13 protein-coding genes are annotated in these 19931 nt (G+C 69.0%); 6 read left to right on the top strand and 7 right to left on the bottom strand.

The features are described from left to right. Window positions 1-83: 83 nt before the first annotated feature. The 6 genes from narI to AN478_RS04940 form a co-directional block, all read right to left on the bottom strand. Window positions 84-770, bottom strand: coding sequence for a respiratory nitrate reductase subunit gamma (gene narI, locus AN478_RS04965; RefSeq protein WP_054965505.1), 687 nt, complete (start codon window positions 768-770; stop codon window positions 84-86). A gap of 13 nt (window positions 771-783) precedes the next feature. Next, a complete protein-coding gene (gene narJ, locus AN478_RS04960) occupies window positions 784-1296 on the bottom strand; it encodes a nitrate reductase molybdenum cofactor assembly chaperone (protein WP_054965504.1) in 513 nt (170 codons plus the stop codon). A gap of 14 nt (window positions 1297-1310) precedes the next feature. Further along, window positions 1311-2792, bottom strand: coding sequence for a nitrate reductase subunit beta (narH, locus tag AN478_RS04955; protein WP_074471368.1), 1482 nt, complete (start codon window positions 2790-2792; stop codon window positions 1311-1313). 51 nt (window positions 2793-2843) lie between these two features. Further along, window positions 2844-6581 carry a nitrate reductase subunit alpha gene (locus AN478_RS04950; protein WP_054965502.1) on the bottom strand — a complete coding sequence of 1246 codons (3738 nt, stop codon included), beginning with the start codon at window positions 6579-6581 and terminating at the stop codon, window positions 2844-2846. Between the two features lie 271 nt (window positions 6582-6852). Continuing rightward, window positions 6853-8277 carry a NarK family nitrate/nitrite MFS transporter gene (locus tag AN478_RS04945; protein ID WP_054965501.1) on the bottom strand — a complete coding sequence of 475 codons (1425 nt, stop codon included), beginning with the start codon at window positions 8275-8277 and terminating at the stop codon, window positions 6853-6855. Between the two features lie 46 nt (window positions 8278-8323). After that, a complete protein-coding gene (locus AN478_RS04940) occupies window positions 8324-9721 on the bottom strand; it encodes an MFS transporter (protein WP_082432829.1) in 1398 nt (465 codons plus the stop codon). Window positions 9722-10127: 406 nt separating this feature from the next. Between AN478_RS04940 and AN478_RS04935 the strand changes: the two genes are divergently transcribed. The 4 genes from AN478_RS04935 (at window position 10128) to AN478_RS04920 (ending at window position 14660) form a co-directional block, all read left to right on the top strand. Then, window positions 10128-11066: a TIGR01212 family radical SAM protein gene (locus tag AN478_RS04935; protein ID WP_054965500.1), complete on the top strand. Its 939-nt coding sequence runs from the start codon at window positions 10128-10130 to the stop codon at window positions 11064-11066. After that, the gene (gene ubiU / locus AN478_RS04930; protein ID WP_054965499.1) at window positions 11063-12073 is read left to right on the top strand and encodes a ubiquinone anaerobic biosynthesis protein UbiU; all 1011 of its coding nucleotides are present in this window, start codon (window positions 11063-11065) and stop codon (window positions 12071-12073) included. The genes AN478_RS04935 and ubiU overlap by 4 nt, the downstream gene beginning before the upstream one ends. Window positions 12074-12234: 161 nt before the next feature. After that, complete coding sequence (gene ubiV / locus AN478_RS04925) at window positions 12235-13128, top strand: ubiquinone anaerobic biosynthesis protein UbiV (protein ID WP_054965498.1); 894 nt, start codon at window positions 12235-12237, stop codon at window positions 13126-13128. After that, on the top strand, window positions 13125-14660 hold the full coding sequence (locus AN478_RS04920; protein WP_054965497.1) for a lipoyl protein ligase domain-containing protein: 1536 nt from the start codon (window positions 13125-13127) through the stop codon (window positions 14658-14660). Before ubiV ends, AN478_RS04920 begins: the two co-directional genes overlap by 4 nt. A gap of 124 nt (window positions 14661-14784) precedes the next feature. Here AN478_RS04920 and ubiT read toward each other — a convergent pair whose 3' ends face one another. Then, window positions 14785-15360, bottom strand: coding sequence for a ubiquinone anaerobic biosynthesis accessory factor UbiT (ubiT, locus tag AN478_RS13905; protein ID WP_054965496.1), 576 nt, complete (start codon window positions 15358-15360; stop codon window positions 14785-14787). 205 nt (window positions 15361-15565) lie between these two features. Between ubiT and AN478_RS04910 the strand changes: the two genes are divergently transcribed. Then, a complete protein-coding gene (locus tag AN478_RS04910; RefSeq protein WP_074471471.1) occupies window positions 15566-17800 on the top strand; it encodes a NosR/NirI family protein in 2235 nt (744 codons plus the stop codon). Between the two features lie 61 nt (window positions 17801-17861). After that, window positions 17862-19811, top strand: a complete 1950-nt coding sequence (gene nosZ / locus AN478_RS04905) for a TAT-dependent nitrous-oxide reductase (protein ID WP_054965495.1) — start codon at window positions 17862-17864, stop codon at window positions 19809-19811. Window positions 19812-19931: the final 120 nt, after the last annotated feature.

Genomic DNA, 19931 nt, shown 5'->3' with positions numbered 1-19931 from the left:
CGGTCCCGAGATGCAAAACAAAAAAGCCCGGGCGTTGCCGCCCGGGCTACCCGCGCCGGAGGGGAAGGGCCGGCCTGCGGGTATTACGTGTGCTGCACGCGCCGCCGCACCAGCTGGTAGGGCCGGTTGATGTAGCCCACCGGTGCGGACCAGATGTGCACCAGCCGGGAGAAGGGGAACACCAGGAACACCGTCAGCCCGAACAGGATGTGCAGCTTGTAGAGGAAGGACACCTCCAGCAGCAGGTGGGAGGCCGGCCGCAGGGTCACGATGGCCTGCGCCCAGTGCATGAGCTGCTCCATGACGTGGCCCTCGGGATGGGACGCCGACACGGGAATGGTCACCAGGCCGAGCAACAGGGTCGCCAGCAGCAGCCAGAGGATGAAGATGTCCATGCCGGAGGAGTTCTTGTAGACCCGCCGGTTGGTCATGCGCCGGTGGATAAGCATGGCCAGGCCGATCAGGCACATGGTCCCGAAGATGCCGCCGGCGGTCATGGCCAGCTGCTGCTTGGCCGCCGCGGAGATGCCCAGGGCGTGGAACAGCTCGGGCGGCGTCAGCAGGCCCACGAGGTGGCCGAAGAACAGCAGGAGGATGCCGCTGTGGAAGAGGATGCTGGCCATCCGCAGGCGGTCCCCCTCCAGAAGCTGGCTGGACTTGCTGCCCCAGCGCCGCTGCTTGTGGTTGTACGTGAGCACGCTTCCCACCAGGAAGGTGGCCAGCGCGATGTAGGGATAAATCCCGAACAGGATGTGGTGCAGGGTCTCCATGGGAAGGCTCCTTTCAGGCGGCCACCGGCGGGCGCACGTGGTTCTTCAGGACCGTGAACACCGCCGCATAGGGGCTTTCGGCCTCCGCCAGCTTCGCCTCCAGCTCTTCGTAGATGTCCACGAACTCGGCCAGCAGGCTCTCGCCGGCCTCCGACCGCTCCCCGGCGAACTCCAGCATCAGGGGCAGGTAGTCCGGGACCTCCACCCGCTCGCCCACGAAGCCGTGGGCCCGGTAGAACTGGTCCATGGCCACCAGCTGCTGGCCCCGCTCCTGGGTATCGCCGTGGCGGAAATGGGTCATGTGCAGGTGGACCTTTTCCCCCAGGTCGAAGAGGCCGGAATAGGCCTCCTGGGCCGTTAGCAGGTCGGTCTCCGCCAGCTCCCGGATCAGGGTCCGCAGTCCGGCGCGGTCCGCCTCGGTCAGGCCGGGGTCCTCCTCCATCACCTCCCAGAGCTCCGGCGCGGCGGCCTGCAGCTCGGCGGTGGGGTAATCGAGCAGGGCGGATAGCAGTTTGTATCGTTGCATTGCGGGCCTCCGCTTCAGTCGTCGTGGACGTAGATCTCGGGGAAGGCCTGGTCGAAGCCGGACGCTCCCTGGGCCGCGTAGGTCTCGTCGTACTCGTGGATGACCTCGCGGGCGCTGATGGGCACCACGAAGCGGTCCTCGTAGTTGGCGATGGCCATGTAGCGGTACATGTCCCGGGCCTGGTCCTCCGTGAGCCCCACCTTGTCCAGCACCGCCGTGTTGGCCTTGCCGTCCACGTTCAGGGCGCGGTGGTAGCTGCGCATGGCGATCATGCGGTCCAGGGCCCCCTTCATGGCGCCCTCGTCGCCGGCGGTAAACAGGTTGGCCAGGTACTTGACCGGGGTGCGCATGGCCTCGGAGCGGGGGATGACCCCGTCGTCCTCGGTGGGCAGGGTGCCCTGGTCGATCTGGGTCTGCACCGGCGACAGCGGCGGCACGTACCAGATCATGGGCAGGGTGCGGAACTCCGGATGGAGCGGGAAGGCCACGCGCCATTCCACCGCCATCTTGTAGACGGGCGAATGCTGCGCCGCCTCGATCCATTCGTGCTTGATGCCGGCCTCCGCCGCCGCCCGCTGCACCTCCGGGTCGTAGGGGTCCAGGAACAGGTCCCGCTGGGCCTCGTAGAGGTCCTCCTCGCGGGCCGTGGCGGCCACCTCCTCGATGCGGTCGGCGTCGTAGAGCACCACCCCGTAGGAGCGGATCCGGCCCACGCAGGATTCCACGCAGGCCGGCGGCATGCCCGACTCCACGCGGGGGTAGCAGCCGATGCACTTCTCCGACTTGCCGGTGGCCCAGTTGAAGTAGACCTTCTTGTAGGGGCAGCCGGAGACGCAGAAGCGCCAGCCGCGGCACTGCTCCTGGTCCACCAGGACGATGCCGTCCTCGTCGCGCTTGTACAGGGCGCCGGAGGGGCAGCTGGCGACGCAGGCCGGGTTCGCGCAGTGGTTGCAGGCGCGCGGCAGGTACATGTGGAAGGTATTCTCGAACTCCTTGTAAACCGCCTTGTCGACGCCCTCGAAGTTCTTGTCCTTGCTGCGGGCCTCGAAGGGCCCCCCAAGGTCATCCTCCCAGTTGGGCCCCCACTCCACCTTGTCCATCTTCTCCTCGGTGATCATGGAGACCGGCCGGGCGGTGGGGGTGGCCTCCTTGTACCCGGAATCCACCAGGTTCTGGTAGTCGTAGGTGTACGGCTCGTAGTACTCGTCGATGGTGGGCAGATTGGGGTTGTGGAAGATGCTGGCCAGCTTGCGGCCGCGGCCGCCGGCGCGCAGCTCCAGCTTGCCGTTGATCCGGGTCCAGCCGCCCTTCCACTTGTCCTGGTTCTCCCACTCCTTGGGGTAGCCGATGCCCGGCTTGGACTCGACGTTGTTGAACCAGGCGTATTCCATGCCCTTGCGGTTGGTCCAGGTGTTCTTGCAGACCACCGAGCAGGTGTGGCACCCGATGCATTTATCGAGGTTCATCACCATCATCATCTGTGCGCGGACTCGCATGGCGTCTCTCCTGTGTCTCGCTAAGCGGGGGACATCCGGCGCCGCCGGGGCCTAGCGCCCCGGGACGTCGGTGGCCTTCTCGCGCTCCTCGGTCAGCGGCCCTTCCAGCCAATCCACCTGGTCCACCCGACGCACCACCACGAACTCGTCGCGCTGGGAGCCCACCGTGCCGTAGTAGTTGAAGAAGTAGCTCAGGTGGGCGTAGCCGCCGATCATGTGGGTGGGCTTGACGGTGACGCGGGTGACGCTGTTGAGGATGCCGCCCCGCTTGCCGGTGCTCCGCGAGCCCGGCACGTTCACGTTCTTCTCCTGGGCGTGGTACATCATGGCCATGCCCTCGGGGATCCGCTGGCTGACCACCGCCCGGGCCATGGTGGCGCCGTTGCCGTTGGCCGCCTCCACCCAGTCGTTGTCGCTGATCCCCGCCTTCTCCGCGTCCACCTCGGAGATCCAGACGATGGGCCCGCCGCGCCCGAGGGTCAGCATCCGGTGGTTGTCGTTGTAGGTGCTGTGGATGCCCCACTTGGAGTGCGGCGTGATCCAGTTGAGCACCACCCCCGGATTGGGGTTGTCGCGGCTGCCGGCGGAGCGGCGCTGGATGGACTGCATGTCCACCGCCGGCCGGTAGGCGCAGAAGGCCTCGCCGAAGTCCCGCATCCACTCGTGGTCCTGGTAGAACTGCGCCCGGCCCGTGAGGGTCCGGAAGGGGATCAGCTCGTGGATGTTGGTGTAGCCCTGGGTGTAGCTCACCTCCTCCGACTCCAGGCCCGACCAGGTGTGGGCGGTGATGATCTTGCGCGGCTGCGCCTGGATGTCGCGGAAGTGGATCTTGTCGCCGCGCCGGTCGGCGGCCAGGTGGGTGTGGTCGCGCCCGGTCTTCTTGGACAGCAGGGACCAGGTGCGGTGGGCCACCTCGCCGTTGGTCTCGGGGGCCATGGTCATCAGCGCGTCCGCCGCCTGGACGTCCGACTCCAGGGAGGGCTGGCCCTTGCCCACGCCTTCGGTCTTCACCGTGCCGATGTGGTGGCGCAGCTCCTCGATCTCCTCGCCGGTCTCCCAGGCCACGCCCTTCACCGCGTTGCCGGCCTGCTCCATCAAGGGGCCGAGGCTGATGAACTTGTGCCCGGTGTTGGCGAAATCGCGCTCCACGAGCTTGAGGTGGGGCAGCGTCTTGCCGGGGATGGGCTCGCACTCGCCCTTCTTCCAGTCCCGCACCTCGAAGGGCTGGGCGATCTCTCCCGCCGTGTCGTGCTGCATGGGCATGGCCACCAGGTCCTTTTGCGTGCCCAGGTGGTCGGCGGCCAGCTCACCGAACTTGGCCGACAGGGCCTTGAAGATGTCCCAGTCGCTCCGGCTCTCCCACAGCGGGTTCACCACCTCCGAGAGCGGGTGGATGAAGGGGTGCATGTCGGAGGTGTTGAGGTCGTTCTTCTCGTACCAGGTGGCCGTGGGCAGAACGATGTCGGAGTGCAGGCCGGTGGAGTTCATGCGGAAGTTGATGTCCACCAGCAGGTCGAGCTTCCCGGTGGGGGCCTCCTCGTGCCACTCGATCTCCTCGGGCCGACCCGCCGGGGCGTCGGCCTCGTTCATGACGCCGTTCTGGGTGCCCAGCAGGTGCTTGAGGAAGTACTCGTGGCCCTTGGCCGAGCAGCCGAGCAGGTTGGACCGCCACACGAACAGGTTGCGGGGGAAGCTATTCGGGGCGTCGATGTCCTCGCTGGCGAAGCGCAGGTCGCCGGACTTCAGCCGCTCCACCACCTGGTTGGCCACCTCTTCCTCGGTGGTGGCGCCGGCCGCCTCGGCCTTGCGCACGGTCTCCAGGGGGTTCTCGTTGAAGTGCGGCGCCGAGGGCAGCCAGCCCAGGCGCTGGGCCACCACGTTGTAGTCCGCCAGCTGATAGCCGCCGTCCTTGTCCCGGGCGCCGGGGACCTTGAGCTCGTTGGGGTCGATGGTCTCGTAGCGCCACTGGTCGGTGTGGAAGTAGTAGAAGGTGGTGCCGTTCATGTGGCGCGGCGGCCGGTGCCAGTCGAGGCCGAAGGCGATGGGGGCCCAGCCGGCCTGCGGCCGCAGCTTCTCCTGGCCCACGTAGTGCGCCCACCCGCCGCCGGACTGCCCAACGCAGCCGCACAGGTGCAGCAGGTTCATGATGGCGCGGTAGTTCATGTCGTTGTGGTACCAGTGGTTGATCGCCGCGCCGAGGATCACCATGGATTTGCCGTGGGTCTTGGCGGCGTTGTCGGCGAACTCCCTGCCGGTGCGGATCAGGTCCGCCTTCTTGACCCCGGTGACCTTCTCCGCCCACGCCGGGGTGTAGGCCACCTCCGCGTCGTCGTAGCTGGCGGCCACGTTGCCGCCCCCGATCCCGCGGTCCACGCCGTACTGGGAGGCCTGCAGGTCGAACACCGTGGTCACGCGCACGGTCTCGCCGTTGATCTCCAGGGTGCGCACCGGCACGTTGCGCGCCAGCTCCTCGGGCTCGTTTTCGGCGAAGTGGGGGAAGGCCACCGGGACGGTCTCGTCGCAGCCGTCGATGAAGGAGAGCGCCGCGTCGATCTCGCGGCCGCCGGCCTCCTGCTCCAGGTTCCACTTGCCGTCCTCGCCCCAGCGGAAGCCGATGGAACCGTTGGGCGCGGCGTACCCGCCGCCCTTCTGGTCGTAGACGATGGTCTTCCACTCGGGGTTGTTGGCCTCGCCGAGGGCGTCGTCGAAGTCGGCGGCACGCAGCAGCCGGCCGGGCCGGTGGGTGCCGTCGGCGTCCTCCTCCAGGCGCACCACCATGGGCATGTCGGTGTAGCGCTTCACGTAGTCGTGGAAGTAGGGATCCTGCCGCTCCAGGTGGAATTCCTTCAGGGCCACGTGGCCCATGGCCAGGAAGGCCGCGGCGTCGGTGCCCTGCTTCACCGGCATCCACAGGTCGGCGAACTTCACGTACTCGGCGTAATCCGGGGCCATGGACACCACCTTGGTGCCCTTGTAGCGGGCCTCGGCGTAGAAGTGGGCGTCCGGGGTCCGGGTCATGGGCAGGTTGGCGCCCGTGACGATGAGGTAGGTGGAGTTGTACCAGTCGGCGGACTCGGGCACGTCGGTCTGCTCGCCCCACACCTGCGGCGAGGAGGGGGGCAGGTCGCAGTACCAGTCGTAGAAGCTCAGGCAGTTGCCGCCGATCAGGGAAAGGTAGCGGGAGCCGGCCGCGTAGCTGAGCATGGACATGGCCGGGATGGGGGAGAAACCGTTCACCCGGTCCGGGCCGTGCTCCTTGGTGGTGTAGACGTTGGCCGCGGCGATCACCTCCAGGACCTCATCCCAGCTGGAGCGGACGAAACCGCCCAGCCCCCGGACCCGCTTGTAGGACCGGGCCTTCTCGGGCTCCTCAACGATGGACGCCCAGGCCTCCACCGGGTCCTTGGTCTGGCGCTCGCGCCGATACATCTCCAGGAGCCGGCCGCGCACCAGGGGGTGCTTGATGCGGTGGGGGCTGTACTCGTACCAGGAGAAGCTCGCCCCCCGCTGGCAGCCGCGCGGCTCGTGGTTGGGCAGGTCCGGCCGGGTGCGGGGGTAGTCGGTCTGCTGCATCTCCCAGGTGATCAGGCCGTTCTTGACGAACACCTTCCAGCTGCAGCTACCCGTGCAGTTCACCCCGTGGGTGGTGCGCACCACCTTGTCGTGCTGGAAGCGGTTGCGATAGGTATCCTCCCAGGCCCGATCCTCGTCCGACACCTGCCCCCAGCCGCCGGCGAACTCCTCGCCGTTCTTGCTGAAGAACCGCAGACGATCCAAAAAATCACCCATTACTGACTCCTTAGCCGCTGCCGGCCGAAGCCCCTGATGTTCTCCCCGCCGGGGCCCGGGACCGGGATGCGTTTACCTTGGGTATAAAGGTAGAAACTTCCGCAAACCGGGGATAGAACCGTGAAGAGTAGGTCTGTGGTCCCGAATGGGAGTATTCCCACCTACTCGTACGGGTAGGTCCCTATCCCGATCGCGGAAACCGCCCAAAAAAAAGGCCGGACCCCGAAGGGTCCGGCCCCGCGCCCTTGCACCGTTCCCGTTCCCAGGGCGCCTAACAGGGCACCTCGGCGTTCTTCCGGTAGTAGAACCACCAGGTCACCGCCAGGCAGGTGAGGTAGAAGGCGATGAAGCCGTACAGCGCCATGGCCGGGCCCCCGGTGAGGCTGATGGAGGTGCCGTAGGCCTTGGGGATGATGAAGGCCCCGTAGGCCGCCAGCGCCGAGGAAAAGCCCAGCGTCGCCGCCGACTCCTTGTTGGCGTTGCGGACGGCCTCCTGCTCGGCCTGCCCGCCTTTCCCGGCGCTCCAGCGCTCGTGCTGGGTGCGGAAGATCACCGGGATCATCCGGAAGGTGGAGCCGTTGCCGATGCCCGTGGTCACGAACAGCACCATGAACATGGCGAAAAAGCCCCAGAAGCTGCCGGCGCTGTCCCCCAGCGGCAGGAAGTAGATCACCCCGAACACCGCTGCGATCATGACCACGAAGTTCCAGAAGGTCACCGAGGCCCCGCCCAGCTTGTCGGCCATCCAGCCCCCCACCGGACGGATCAGGGCCCCCACCATGGGGCCGAGGAAGGCGTACTGGACGCCATCCACCGCCGGGAACTGGTTGGCGATCAGCAGCGGGAAGCCCGCCGAGTAGCCGATGAAGGAGCCGAAGGTGGCGATGTAGAGCCAGCTCATCAGCCACTGGTGCTTGCGCCGGAAGATCACCGACTGGTCCTTAAAGCTCGCCTTCGCCGAGGCGATGTCGTTCATCCAGATCCAGGCGGCCACCGTGAACAGCAGGATGAAGGGCACCCAGAGGAAGCCGGCGTTCTGCAGGTAGGTCTCCCGGGTGCCGCCGTCCGCCTGCAGGGTCACCGGGTCGCCGCCCAGGGCACCAAAGATGGAGTAGCCGATGACGATGGGCACCGTGAACTGCATGACGCTCACGCCCAGGTTGCCCAGCCCGGCGTTCAGGCCCAGCGCCGTGCCCTGTTGCGCCTTGGGGTAGAAGAAGCTGATGTTGGCCATGGACGAGGCGAAGTTGCCACCCCCGAAGCCGCACAGCACGGCGATGATGGCGAACTCGGCGAAGGTGGTGGTGGGGTCCTGCACCGCCAGCCCCATCCACACCGCCGGGATGGCCAGCGACAGGGTGCTGATGGCCGTCCAGCGCCGGCCGCCGAAGATGGGCACCATGAAGCTGTAGAAGATCCGCAGCGTGGCCCCGGACAGCCCCGGCAGCGCCGTCAGCCAGAACAGCTGGTTGGTGGTCAGATCGAAGCCGATGCTGTTGAGCCGGGTGGCCACCATGGACCACACCATCCACACCGCGAAGGCCAGCAGCAGGGACGGAATGGAGATCCACAGGTTGCGGCTGGCGATCCGCTTGCCGTGCGCCTCCCAGAATTCCTTGTCCTCGGGACGCCAGTCCGTCAGCACCGGCTTGTCCACCTTCTCGGCACCGGTAACCGTGGCATTTGCTGTTGTCATGGTCGTTCTCCCCTGCGGGGTTGTCGGTCGAAAATCGGGACGGGGCCTACGCCGGGGTCCCGGCCTGCCCTTGGCCGGGCAGCACGTCGCCGGGCCGCAGCCTGGCCGACGAACCGCCTTCCGGCGCGCTGCCGGGCGCCACGTCCTGGACCTCCGGCAGATAGCGGTAGCGCTCCTCCGCCAGCTCGGGGATGCGCCGGCGCTCCATCCGCCGGATGGCGAAGTGCATCCAGGTCAGGTTCACGGCCACCAGGACGAACAGGACCATGTAGGAGCTGGTCCAGACCCCGGTGAAGTCGAGGGTGATGCCGAACAGGATGGGCAGGACGAAACCGCCCAGGCCGCCGATCATGCCCACCAGACCGCCCACGGAGCCCACATGCTCGGGGTAGTACACCGGGATGTGCTTGTAGACCGCCGCCTTGCCCAGCGACATGAAGAAGCCCAGCACCACGGTCAGCAGCACCACACCCCACAGCGGCATGGCGAAGGAGAAGTTGATGGGCCCTTCCTTGCCCATCACCGTGTAGCTGGTCTCGGGGTAGGAGAGGAGGAACAGCACCACCAGGGAGACGCCGAAGGTCCAGTACATCACCGAACGGGCGCCCACCTTGTCCGATAGCCAACCGCCCAGGGCGCGGAAAACGCTGGCCGGCAGGGAATAGAGCGCGGCCAGGGTACCGGCCGTGGCGATCTCCAGGCCGTAGGCCCCCACGTAGTAGCGCGGCAGGTAGGAGGCCAGCGCCACGAAGGCGCCGAACACGAAGAAGTAGTACAGCGCGAAGCGCCACACCTGCAGGTACTTCAGCGGCTCGAGCTGCAGCAGCGCACTGGTGGCGGCGCCGCCTTGCCGCTTGCGCGCGGCGGTGACGGGGTCTTCCTTGGTGGTGACCCAGAACACCACCGCCATGGCCGCCAGCACCGTGGCGTACACCACCGCGGTCTGCTCCCAGCCCAGCGCCACCAGCAGCAACGGCGCGCCGAAGTTGGTCACCGCCGCCCCCACATTGCCGGCGCCGAAGATCCCCAGCGCGGTGCCCTGGCGCTCCTGCTCGAACCAGTAGGAGGTGTAGGCGATGCCGACGATGAACGAGCCGCCCGCCAGGCCCACGCCCAGCGCCGCCACCAGGAACAGGGCGTAGCTCTCGACGAAGCTGAGCAGATACACGCACATCGCGGTCACCAGCATCAGCACTGAGAACACCCGACGCCCGCCGTACTGCTCCGTCCAGATGCCGAGAAAGATGCGACTGATGGAGCCGGTGAGCACCGGCGTCGCCACCAGGACGCCGAACTGGGTCTCGCTCAGACCCAGGTCCTGCTGGATCTTCACCCCGATCACGGAGAAGATCGTCCACACCGCAAAGCACACCGTGAACGCCAGGGTGCTCAGTCCCAGCGCACGGTACTGATCCGGTCGAGTCACCCCTTCCAAATTCTTCATGGCCACCTCCTCGGTTGCGGCCTGCCGGCTTGCGGGCCGAGGCTTCCGCAGGCTGGGCGGAAGCGGGCCTCGGGCCGAACCGGACGGGTCATCCCCTCCCTTCCGGTATCGGGATCAACTCTAGGGGCAGCCGGGAACCGGTCCTAGAACCGTGAAGAGTAGGTGGGAGGCCCCTTGGGGGAGTACGGCCACCTACCCGGATGGGGGAGGCAAGGCGGGGGGCTGGAGCCCTTTGATGCACATCAAGGCCCCGGTTCACGGCCCTCCTGCAGAGTCCCGGGCATGGCAAGGCTCCCCTTGAAACCCACGGACCGGTGCCGGGGCGTGCAGTCCCGCTCCGGCGCCGCCGCGTCGCCCCCGCCGCTTCTTGCGGCCGGGGGACGGCCCTTGCGGAACCGACGAAGCCATGGCGCTCACTGACCGCGTCCACACCCTGGGCAGCCACCTGCGGGCCCGCCACGGCACGCGGGTGCACAAGGTGGCCGTCGACGCCGGGTTCACCTGCCCGAACCGGGACGGGACCAAGGGGCGCGGGGGCTGCACCTTCTGCAACAACGCCTCCTTCAGCCCCAACGGCCGCCGGCCCCGGCCGGTGGAGGAGCAGGTGGCCTCCGGCACGGCCTACCTGGGCCGCCGCCACGGGGTCCGCCGCTTCCTCGCCTACTTCCAGGCCTACACCAACACCTACGCCGACCCCGGGCACCTGCGGGGCCTCTACGACACCGCCCTGGCCCAGCCCGGGGTTGTGGGCCTGGCGGTGGGCACGCGCCCGGACTGCGCCCCGCCGGCGGTCCTCGACCTGCTGGCGGAGTACCGGGCGCGGGGCTTCGAGGTATGGCTGGAGCTGGGCCTGCAGTCGGCCTTCGACGCCACCCTGGCGCGAGTCAACCGCGGCCACGGTTTCGGGGAGTACCGGACGGCGGTGCGGGCCGCGCGGGGGCGGGGACTGCCCGTATGCACCCACCTGATCCTTGGCCTGCCGGGGGAAAAGGACCGTCATTTCCGCGCGTCCCTCCGGCGGGTGCTGGCGGAGGGGGTGGACGGCCTCAAGCTCCACCCCTTGCACGTGGTGCGCGGCACCCGTCTGGCCCACGCCTGGCGGCGGGGGGAATACCGCCCCCTGGCCCGCGCGGAGTACGTATCCGCCGCTGCGACCCTCATCGAGCGCACCCCGGCCGACATCGTCTTTCATCGCCTCACCGGCACCGCGCCCCCCGGGGTGCTGCTCGCCCCCGCCTGGTGCGCGGGCAAATGGCCGGTTCTGAACGCGCTGGATGCGGAGCTGGCGGCGCGTGGAAGCCGCCAGGGTGCCGCCGCCGCGCCCACCACGGAGGCCTGCCCATGATCAACCCTGTGGAGCTCGTCTGCCCCGCCGGCAACCCGGCGGCCCTGCGCGCCGCCGTGGACAACGGCGCCGACGCCGTTTACCTGGGCTTCCGGGACGGGACCAACGCCCGCAACTTCCCCGGCCTCAACTTCGACCGCGACGGCGAGGTCCAGGAGGCCGTGCGCTACGCCCACGGCGGCGGCGCCCGGGTGCTGCTCGCCCTGAACACCTTCCCCCAACCGGCGGACTGGTCTCGGGCCGCGGCTGCGGTGGACGAGGCCGCCACCCTGGGGGTGGACGCCGTGATCCTCGGCGACCCCGGGCTGCTGCGCTACGCCGCCCGCACCCACCCGGAGCTGCCGCTGCATCTGTCGGTGCAGGCCTCGGCCACCAACCGCCACGCCATCGCCTTCTACCACGCACAATTCGGCGTGCGGCGGGTGGTGCTGCCGCGGGTGCTGTCCCTGGCCCAGATCCGCCAGGTGGTGGCCACGGCGCCGGTGGACGTGGAGGTGTTCGGCTTCGGCAGCCTGTGCGTGATGGTGGAGGGGCGGTGCGCCCTGTCCTCCTACGTCACCGGCGAGTCCCCCAACACCTGCGGGGTCTGCTCCCCCGCCCACGCGGTGCGCTGGGAGGAGACGAAGGAGGCCCGCCAGTCCCGGCTCAACGGCGTGCTCATCGACCGCTACGGCCCGGGGGAGAACGCCGGCTACCCGACCCTGTGCAAGGGCCGCTACCGGGTGGGCGACCACGTCTTCCACGCCATCGAGGAGCCCACCAGCCTCAACACCCTGGACGTGCTGCCCGACCTGGTGCGTCTGGGCGTGGGGGCGGTCAAGGTGGAGGGCCGCCAGCGCAGCCCCGCCTACGTGGCCCAGGTAACCCGGGTGCTGCGCCACGCCCTGGACGCCGCCCAGGCGGATCCGGACGGCTACGAGCCGCAGAAGGTGTGGGTGGACGCCCTGGACCGGGTATCCGAGGGCGGCAGCCACACCCTCGGCGCCCTGCACCGGCCCTGGCAGTGAAGATCCATTGCGACCGGCAGTAGGAGCGGCGTCCCCGCCGCTACCCATGGCCGCCCTGCCGGCGAATGGCGGCCAACGGGTCGCCCCTGCGGCCCGTCCCCTCGGCGGCGGCCCCGGGAAGGACCTGGCCTGGAAAGGATTCGGAACATGAGGCGATACCCATGAAGCTGGCGTTGGGACCCATTCAGTACTTCTGGTCCGCCGAGGCGGTGCGGGACTTCTACGCCCGGGTTCGGGAATGGCCGGTGGACATCGTCTATCTGGGCGAGGTGGTATGCGGCAAGCGCCGGGCCCTCGGCCCCGACGACTGGCTGGAGGTGGCCGGGGAGCTGGCGGCAGCCGGCAAGGAGGTGGTGCTGTCCACCCAGGCCCTCATGGAGGCGGAGTCGGAGCTGGCCGGGCTCAAGCGGCTGTGCGCCAACGACCGCTACCCGGTGGAGGCCAACGACATGGGGGCGGTGCACCTGCTTACCGGCACCGAGGGCTTCGTGGCCGGACCGCACATCAACGCCTACAACAGCGAGACCCTCGCTTTGCTGCACGAGCTGGGGGCTCGGCGCTGGGTGCTCCCGGTGGAGCTGTCCCGCCGCACCCTGGCCGACCTCCAGGCGGAGCGGCCGGCGGGGCTGGAGACGGAGGTGTTCGCCTTCGGCCGGCTGCCCCTGGCCTTCTCCGCCCGCTGCTTCACGGCGCGCGCCCACAACCTGCCCAAGGACCAGTGCGGGTTCCGCTGCGGCGAGGACCCCGACGGCAAGGGCCTCTACACCCAGGAGGACCAGCACCTGTTCACGATCAACGGCGTCCAGCTGCAGTCCGGGGCGCCCTGCAACCTGGTGCGGGCCAACGACAAGCTCCGTGACCTGGGGGTGGACGTGCTGCGCATCTCGCCCCAGTCCTTCGAGACCGGGGCGGTGGTGGAGGCCTTCCGCGCCGCCGTCGACGGCGTGCGCGATCCGCTGGACGCCGAGGCGGACCTGGCCCACCTGGGGGCGGACGGCTGGTGCAACGGCTACTGGTACGGCACCGCGGGCATGGGGACGGGGGCGGAGCCTTGAGCGGACCCGCCCGCATCCGCGTCTGGGACGACGGCCTGGCGGACGCCCGGCGGAACCGCCGCCGGGACCTGCAGCAATGGCGGCTGGCCTACGAGGAGGGCCGGTCCACCCTGCGCTTCCACCGTAGCGCCCCCGCCGCCAGCCTGGGGGCCTTCGAGGCCGCCCGGCATGCCCTGCGCCCCGACCTCTGCCACCAGCGGGGCATTCCCATCGTCCGCCGGCCCACCGGCGGCGCCGCCCTCTACCTGGACGACGACCAGGTGCTGTGGACCCTGGCCCTGCCGGAAAGCAGCCACCGGGAAGAACTGGCCATCTGGCGGAAGCGCCTGGGACAGGCCCTGGCCCGGGCGCTGCTGGACCTGGGCGTCCCGGCGACGTTCAACGGCAGCGACGCCCTGGAGGCGGACGGGCGCAAGCTCGGCGCGCTCACCCTGCGCACGGGGGACGGCGTGGTCCTGGCCCAGGGCACCCTGCTGCTCGACGTGGACGTGGGGACCATGCTTCGCGTGCTGCGGGTGCCCAAGGAGAAGCTCACCCCGGAGGGTCTGGCGGGGGCCCGCCAGCGTTTGGCCACCCTGACCGAGCTGCAGCCGGCGGTGGCCGATCCGCAGGTGGTGGCCGGGGTCGTCCAGGCCCGGCTGGGCCAGGCCGCTGGCCGGCGGTTCGAGGGCGGGGCACCGGGGCCGGCGGACGCACCGCCCCAGGCGCCCTCGCCTCCCCACCTGCTCCCGCCGGAGGAGCCTCTGGAGGCCTTCCTGCGCACCGGGGGCGGGGTGCTCTACGCTTCCCTCTCCCCAGCCCGGGACGGGAGCGCCATCGCCGTGGCCGAGCTGAGCGGCTCCCTGCACCTCGCTCCCCCGGACCTCCTCCAGCGCGTGGCCGATCACCTGGAGGGCTGCCCACTGGAGGCAGCCCCGGAGCGGGCGCGCCGCTTTCTGGCGGATGCGGAGGGCGAGCTGGCGGGCTTCGGGCCGGAGGAGGTGGCGCGGGTGGTGGCGCTCGCCGCCGAGCGCGTCCGCCAGCAGGAGGCCTTCCACCTGGACCGCGACGGCGCCAACACCCTCATGGTCCACGACCCGGCGGGGGAGGCGGACGCGGCCTCCATCCTCGCCCGGGCCCGGCGGGTGCTGGTGCCCTACTGCGCCAAGCCCACCTGGTGCAAATGGCGCCACCGGGACGGCTGCCCCGACTGCGGCCGGTGCGAGGTGGGCGAGGTGTACCGCATGGCCCGGGAGCGCGGCCTGCCGGTGACCACGGTGCGCAACTTCGAGCACCTCACCGAGACCCTGGGCACCATGAGCGCGGCGGGGGTGGACGCCTACGTGGGCATGTGCTGCGGCAATTTCTTCCTCAAGCGGGAATACGCCTTCCGCGAGGCGGGCATGCCCGCCGTGCTGCTGGATATCGCGGGGGCCAACTGCTACGAGCTGGGCCGCGAGGAGGAGGCCTACCGGGGGGTCTTCGAGGCCCAGGCGGAGCTGAACGGCGAGGTGACGCGCCGGGTGCTGGCCCACCTTCCCGGCGGGGAATAAACCGTTGGAGCCCACTTGTAGGAGCCCGCTTCAGCGGGCGACCCCCGAGCCGGCCTGGATGGCCGAGGCCAGCAATCGCCCGCTGAAGCGGGCTCCTACGGGAGTTCTGGCAGCCATCCCCGCATCACCAGGGGGCCGTCCCCGCCTGCCCCATGTCCTCCGTCACCGCGGCGGCCAGCGCCTCCCGCAGCGCCGCCAGGCGCTGCTCCGGTCGCGCGCGCCGCGCCAGCCCACGGGCCGGCTCCCGCAGGGGGCCCGGAAGGGCCCCCGTCACTCCCCGGATGTGCGCCTCCCAGTCCACCTCCAGGGCGTCGAGGAAGTTCTTCAGGTACACCCCGGTGGCGGTATCCCCCTCCATGGACAGGCGCCGATGGAAGAACAGGGTGTCGGCGTCCTCCAGCCCCAGGGCCAGGCGGAGGAGGTCGTCCGTCGCCCCGCGCACCCGCAGGTCCCAGCCCGCCTCCGGGCGGATGGGGTGGAGCCGGGGCGCGCGCACCTGGAAGGCCCAGGCGTTGCCGGTATCGGTTACCTCCACGGCGATCCGCTGGCCGTCCAGGTCCCGCATCCGCCGCGCGAAGGGCTGGCCCCGCGCCAGGTGGTTCCAGGCCCGGCTCACCGCCTCCGTGTGGAGGCGGTCGGGACACCACCGCAAGTGGAGCCGGAAGGCCCGGTCCAGCACCGCCCTCGAAGGGTTGGTCATGGTCTTCCTCCTTGCCTCCTCCGCCGGCCTCCCCGTCCAGGCCGAGCCGGCGGGGTTGTCAGGTGCCGAGGATCCACGCAGCAAACTTGCATAACATTGACACCAATCAATTCCCCCCAAAAGGCCAGGGTTTACCTTCCCGGGTACCCGCTGCGGCAAATGCCACACCCGCGGGCCCATTCACTCCCGACGCGTGAGGACGACCTTGGCCACCGCCCGCCTGCCCGCCGCACCCGGCCGCGTTGCCGCCCTGCTCGGGGGGCTCCTGGCCCTCTTGCTGGCCCCGCCCGCGCCCGCCGCCGAACCCTTCCCCGCGGACTACCCCGTGGAGGAGGTCCTGCCGGAGGGCGGGCGGTCCCTGGGCGAGCTGGAGGGGGAACCGCCCGCCGCCCCCGTCTATCGGGGGCAGCGGGAAGGGCGGGGCGAAGGCGGTGGCGGCAAGGTGGTGGGCTATGTCTTCGTCACCGACCAGGTGGTCCACATCCCCGCCTACTCCGGGAAGCCGGTGAACATGCTGGTGGGCATGGACACCGAGGGCACCATCACCGGAGCCAAAGTGCTCCACCACGAGGAGCCCATCCTCAAGATCGGCATCCCCGAGCACACCCTGTTCGACTTCGCGGAGCAGTTCGCCGGCATCCACGCCACGGACCACCCCCAGGTGGGCGGGGGCGGGGACGAATCGGTGGACCTGGATGGCATCAGCGGCGCCACGGTGACGGTCATGGCCGTGAACGACACGGTGATGGCCGCGGCCCGCGAGGTGGCCCGCAGCCGGGACATCATCGCCGGTCGGGCGGTGGCCGAGCGCGAGCCCGCCACCATCAAAACGGACCGGTTCGCGGAGAAGTCCTGGGAGGAGCTCCTCGGTGAGGGGTCGATCCGCCGCCTCCACCTCACCGCGGGGGAGGTGAGCAAGCGGTTCGAGGAGGCCGACGTCGCCGAGGCCTGGTCCGGGAGCGAGCTGGCCGATCTGACGGGCGAAGATCCCTTCATCGAGCTCTACTACACCTACCTCAACGCCCCCACCGTGGGCCGCAACCTGCTCGGGGACTCCCGCTACCAGCGGGTCATGGACGGGCTGGCCGAAGGCGAGCACGCCCTCCTGTTCATGGGCACGGGGCCCTACTCCTTCAAGGGCAGTGGCTACGTGCGCGGGGGCATCTTCGACCGCATCCGCGTCGAGCAGGGCCTGGACACCATCACCTTCCAGGACCTCGACCATGACCGTATCCGGGACATCGCCCCCGAGGGGCATCCGGACTTCACGGAAGTGGGCATCTTCACCATCCGGAAGAAGTTCGGCTTCGACCCCGGCTCGGCGTGGGACCTGATCCTCCGGGTGGGGCGCTCCGTGAGCCCAACGGAGCGGGAGTTCGTCAACTTCACGGCGCGCTACCAGCTGCCCGGGGAATACTACGAGGCCGCGGAGCAGCCGGCGGCGCAGGCCGCCGGGCCCATGTCCACCTGGAAGCGGGTCTGGCTCGACAAGCCGGTGCAGATCGGGATCCTCGTGGCGGCCCTGACCCTGCTGACCGCCATCATGGTCTTCCAGGAGTGGCTGGCCAAGCGGCCGCGGGTGCTGTTCTACGTCCGCCGCGGCTTCCTGCTGTTCACCCTGCTCTGGATTGGCTGGTACGCCCTGGCTCAGCTCTCGGTGGTCAACGTCCTGACCTTCGTCAACGCGCTGTTCGGCGACTTCTCCTGGTCCACCTTCCTGATGGACCCCCTGGTGTTCATCCTCTGGACCTTCGTGGCGGTGAGCCTGCTGCTGTGGGGCCGGGGGGTGTTCTGCGGCTGGCTGTGCCCCTTCGGCGCCCTGCAGGACTACGCCAACTACATCGGCCGCTACATCCTGCGCCTGCCCCAGATCCACTTCCCCTTCAAGGTCCACGAGCGCCTCTGGGCCATCAAGTACGTGATCCTGCTGGTGCTGTTCGGCATCAGCCTGCAGTCCATGTCGGCGGCGGAGAAGTACGCCGAGGTGGAGCCCTTCAAGACCGCCATCACCATGCACTTCTTCCGCGAATGGGGCTTCGTCCTCTACGCCGGGGTGCTGGTGGTGGCCTCGGCCTTCCAGCACAAGTTCTACTGCCGCTACCTGTGCCCCCTGGGTGCGGCGCTGGCCATCCCCGCGCGCATCCGCCTGTTCGATTGGCTCAAGCGGCACAAGGAGTGCGGCACCCCCTGCCAGATCTGCGCCAACGAGTGCGAGGTGCAGGCCATCCATCCGGAGGGACACATCAACCCCAACGAGTGCCACTTCTGCCTGGACTGCCAGAGCACCTACTGGAACGAGTACAAGTGCCCGCCCATGGTGCAGCGCCGCAAGCGCCGCGAGCGCGGCCCCAAGGCGCGCGAGAAGGCCAAGGAGATGGAGGAGGCCCTGGGGTACCCGGCCTCCGGGGAGGAGTACCGGGTAAAGCCCGTCGACGACTGATTACACCGGCCCCCGGCAGGGGCCGCGGCATCACGCCCATAGCGGCAGAGGAGGGAGAGTCATGAAGGACGACGAGAAAACCACGATTCGGCAGGAGGAAACCGACGGGGGGTCCCCCTTCGGCTTCACCCGGCGGGAGTTCTTCAACGCCACCGCCACCAGCGCCGTGGTAGGGGCCGGGCTGGCAGCGGGCGGCTGGAGCCTCGGCGGCGGCACGGCCCAAGCCGCCGAGGGCAACCAGGACTTCCACGTGGGCCCCGGCGAGCTGGACGAATACTACGGCTTCTGGAGCGGCGGCCAGAGCGGCGAGGTCCGGGTCATGGGCGTTCCCTCCATGCGCGAGCTGATGCGCATCCCGGTGTTCAACTGGGACGGCGCCACCGGCTGGGGCATTACCAACGAGTCGCGCAAGATCCTGCGCGAGGGCCTCACGCCGGCCGGCAAGCGCCGCGCCGACAAGCAGGGCGGCGTGCTGCGCAACGGCGACACGCACCACCCGCACCTGTCCATGACCGACGGCAGCTACGACGGCCGCTACCTGTTCATCAACGACAAGGCCAACTCCCGGGTGGCCCGCATCCGGCTGGACGTGATGAAGACCGACAAGATCGTCCAGATCCCCAATGCCCAGGCCGTCCACGGCATGCGGCCGCAGAAGGCCCCCAAGACGGGCTACCTGTTCTGCAACTGCGAGTTCATGATCCCGCAGCCCAATGACGGCCGGGACATGGAGAGCCCGGAGAAGTACAAGACGGTGTTCGCGGGCGTGGACGCCGAGACCATGGAGGTGAAGTGGCAGGTGCTGGTGGACGGCAACCTGGACAACACCAACGCCGATTTCAAGGGCACCTACGCCTTCTCCACCTGCTACAACTCGGAGAACGCCGTGGAGCTCAACGGCATGATGCGCAAGGACCGCGACCACGTGGTGGTCTTCAACATCCCGCGCATCGAGGAGGCCGTGAAGAAGGGGCAATACAAGACCATCGGCGACTCCGACGTGCCGGTGGTGGACGGCACCAAGGGCTCGGACCTGACCATGTACATCCCGGTGCCCAAGGGCCCGCACGGCATCAACACCACCCCCGACGGCAAGTACTTCATCGCCAACGGCAAGCTCTCCCCCACCGTCACCGTGGTGGAGATCGACAAGCTCGACGACTACTTCAAGGGCGGCATGAAGGACCCCCGCGACGCCGTGGTGGCGGAGCCGGAGGTGGGGCTGGGGCCCCTGCACACCACCTTCGACGGCCGCGGCAACGGCTACACCACCCTGTTCATCGACTCCCAGGTGGCCAAGTGGAACATCGAGGACGCCATCGCGGCCTTCCAGGGCGGCGACACCAATCCCATCAAGCAGAAGCTCGACGTCCACTACCAGCCGGGCCACAACAACGCCACCCTCGCCGAGACCAAGGACGCCGACGGCAAGTGGCTGATGGTTCTGAGCAAGTTCTCCAAGGACCGGTTCCTCAACGTCGGCCCACTGAAGCCGGAGAACGATCAGCTCATCGACATCTCGGACGGCGATATGCGCATCGTCCACGACGGCCCCACCTTCGCCGAGCCCCATGACGCGGTCATCGCCCGCGCCGACCAGATCAACCCCAACAAGATCTGGGACCGCGAGGATCCGTGGTTCGACGACGTCAAGGCCATGGCCAAAAAGGACGGGATCGACGACCTCCGCATGACCAACAAGGTCATCCGCGACGGCAACAAGGTGCGGGTCTACATGACCTCCTCGGCGCCCCAGTACCACATCAACGAGTTCAAGGTGAAAGAGGGCGACGAGGTGACGGTGGTGCTGACCAACGTGGACAACATCGAGGACCTCACCCACGGCTTCACCCTGACGAACTTCGATGTCTGCATGGAGATCAGCCCCCAGCAGACCGCCTCGGTGACCTTCGTGGCGGACGAGCCCGGGGTGCACTGGTACTACTGCCAGTGGTTCTGCCACGCCATGCACATGGAGATGCGCGGGCGGATGCTGGTGGAGAAGGCCTGACGGGGAAATGGGGGCGGGTCCGCCCGCCCCGTTTCCCGCAATCGACCGCCTGTAGGGGCGGCCAGTGGCCGCGACATGGGGAACCTCTCCGGCCGGATCACGGCCACTGGCCGCTCCTAC

Origin of the sequence: Thiohalorhabdus denitrificans (assembly GCF_001399755.1) — a bacterium.
GTDB lineage: Bacteria > Pseudomonadota > Gammaproteobacteria > Thiohalorhabdales > Thiohalorhabdaceae > Thiohalorhabdus > Thiohalorhabdus denitrificans.
This window is presented reverse-complemented; position numbering and strand designations above follow the sequence as displayed.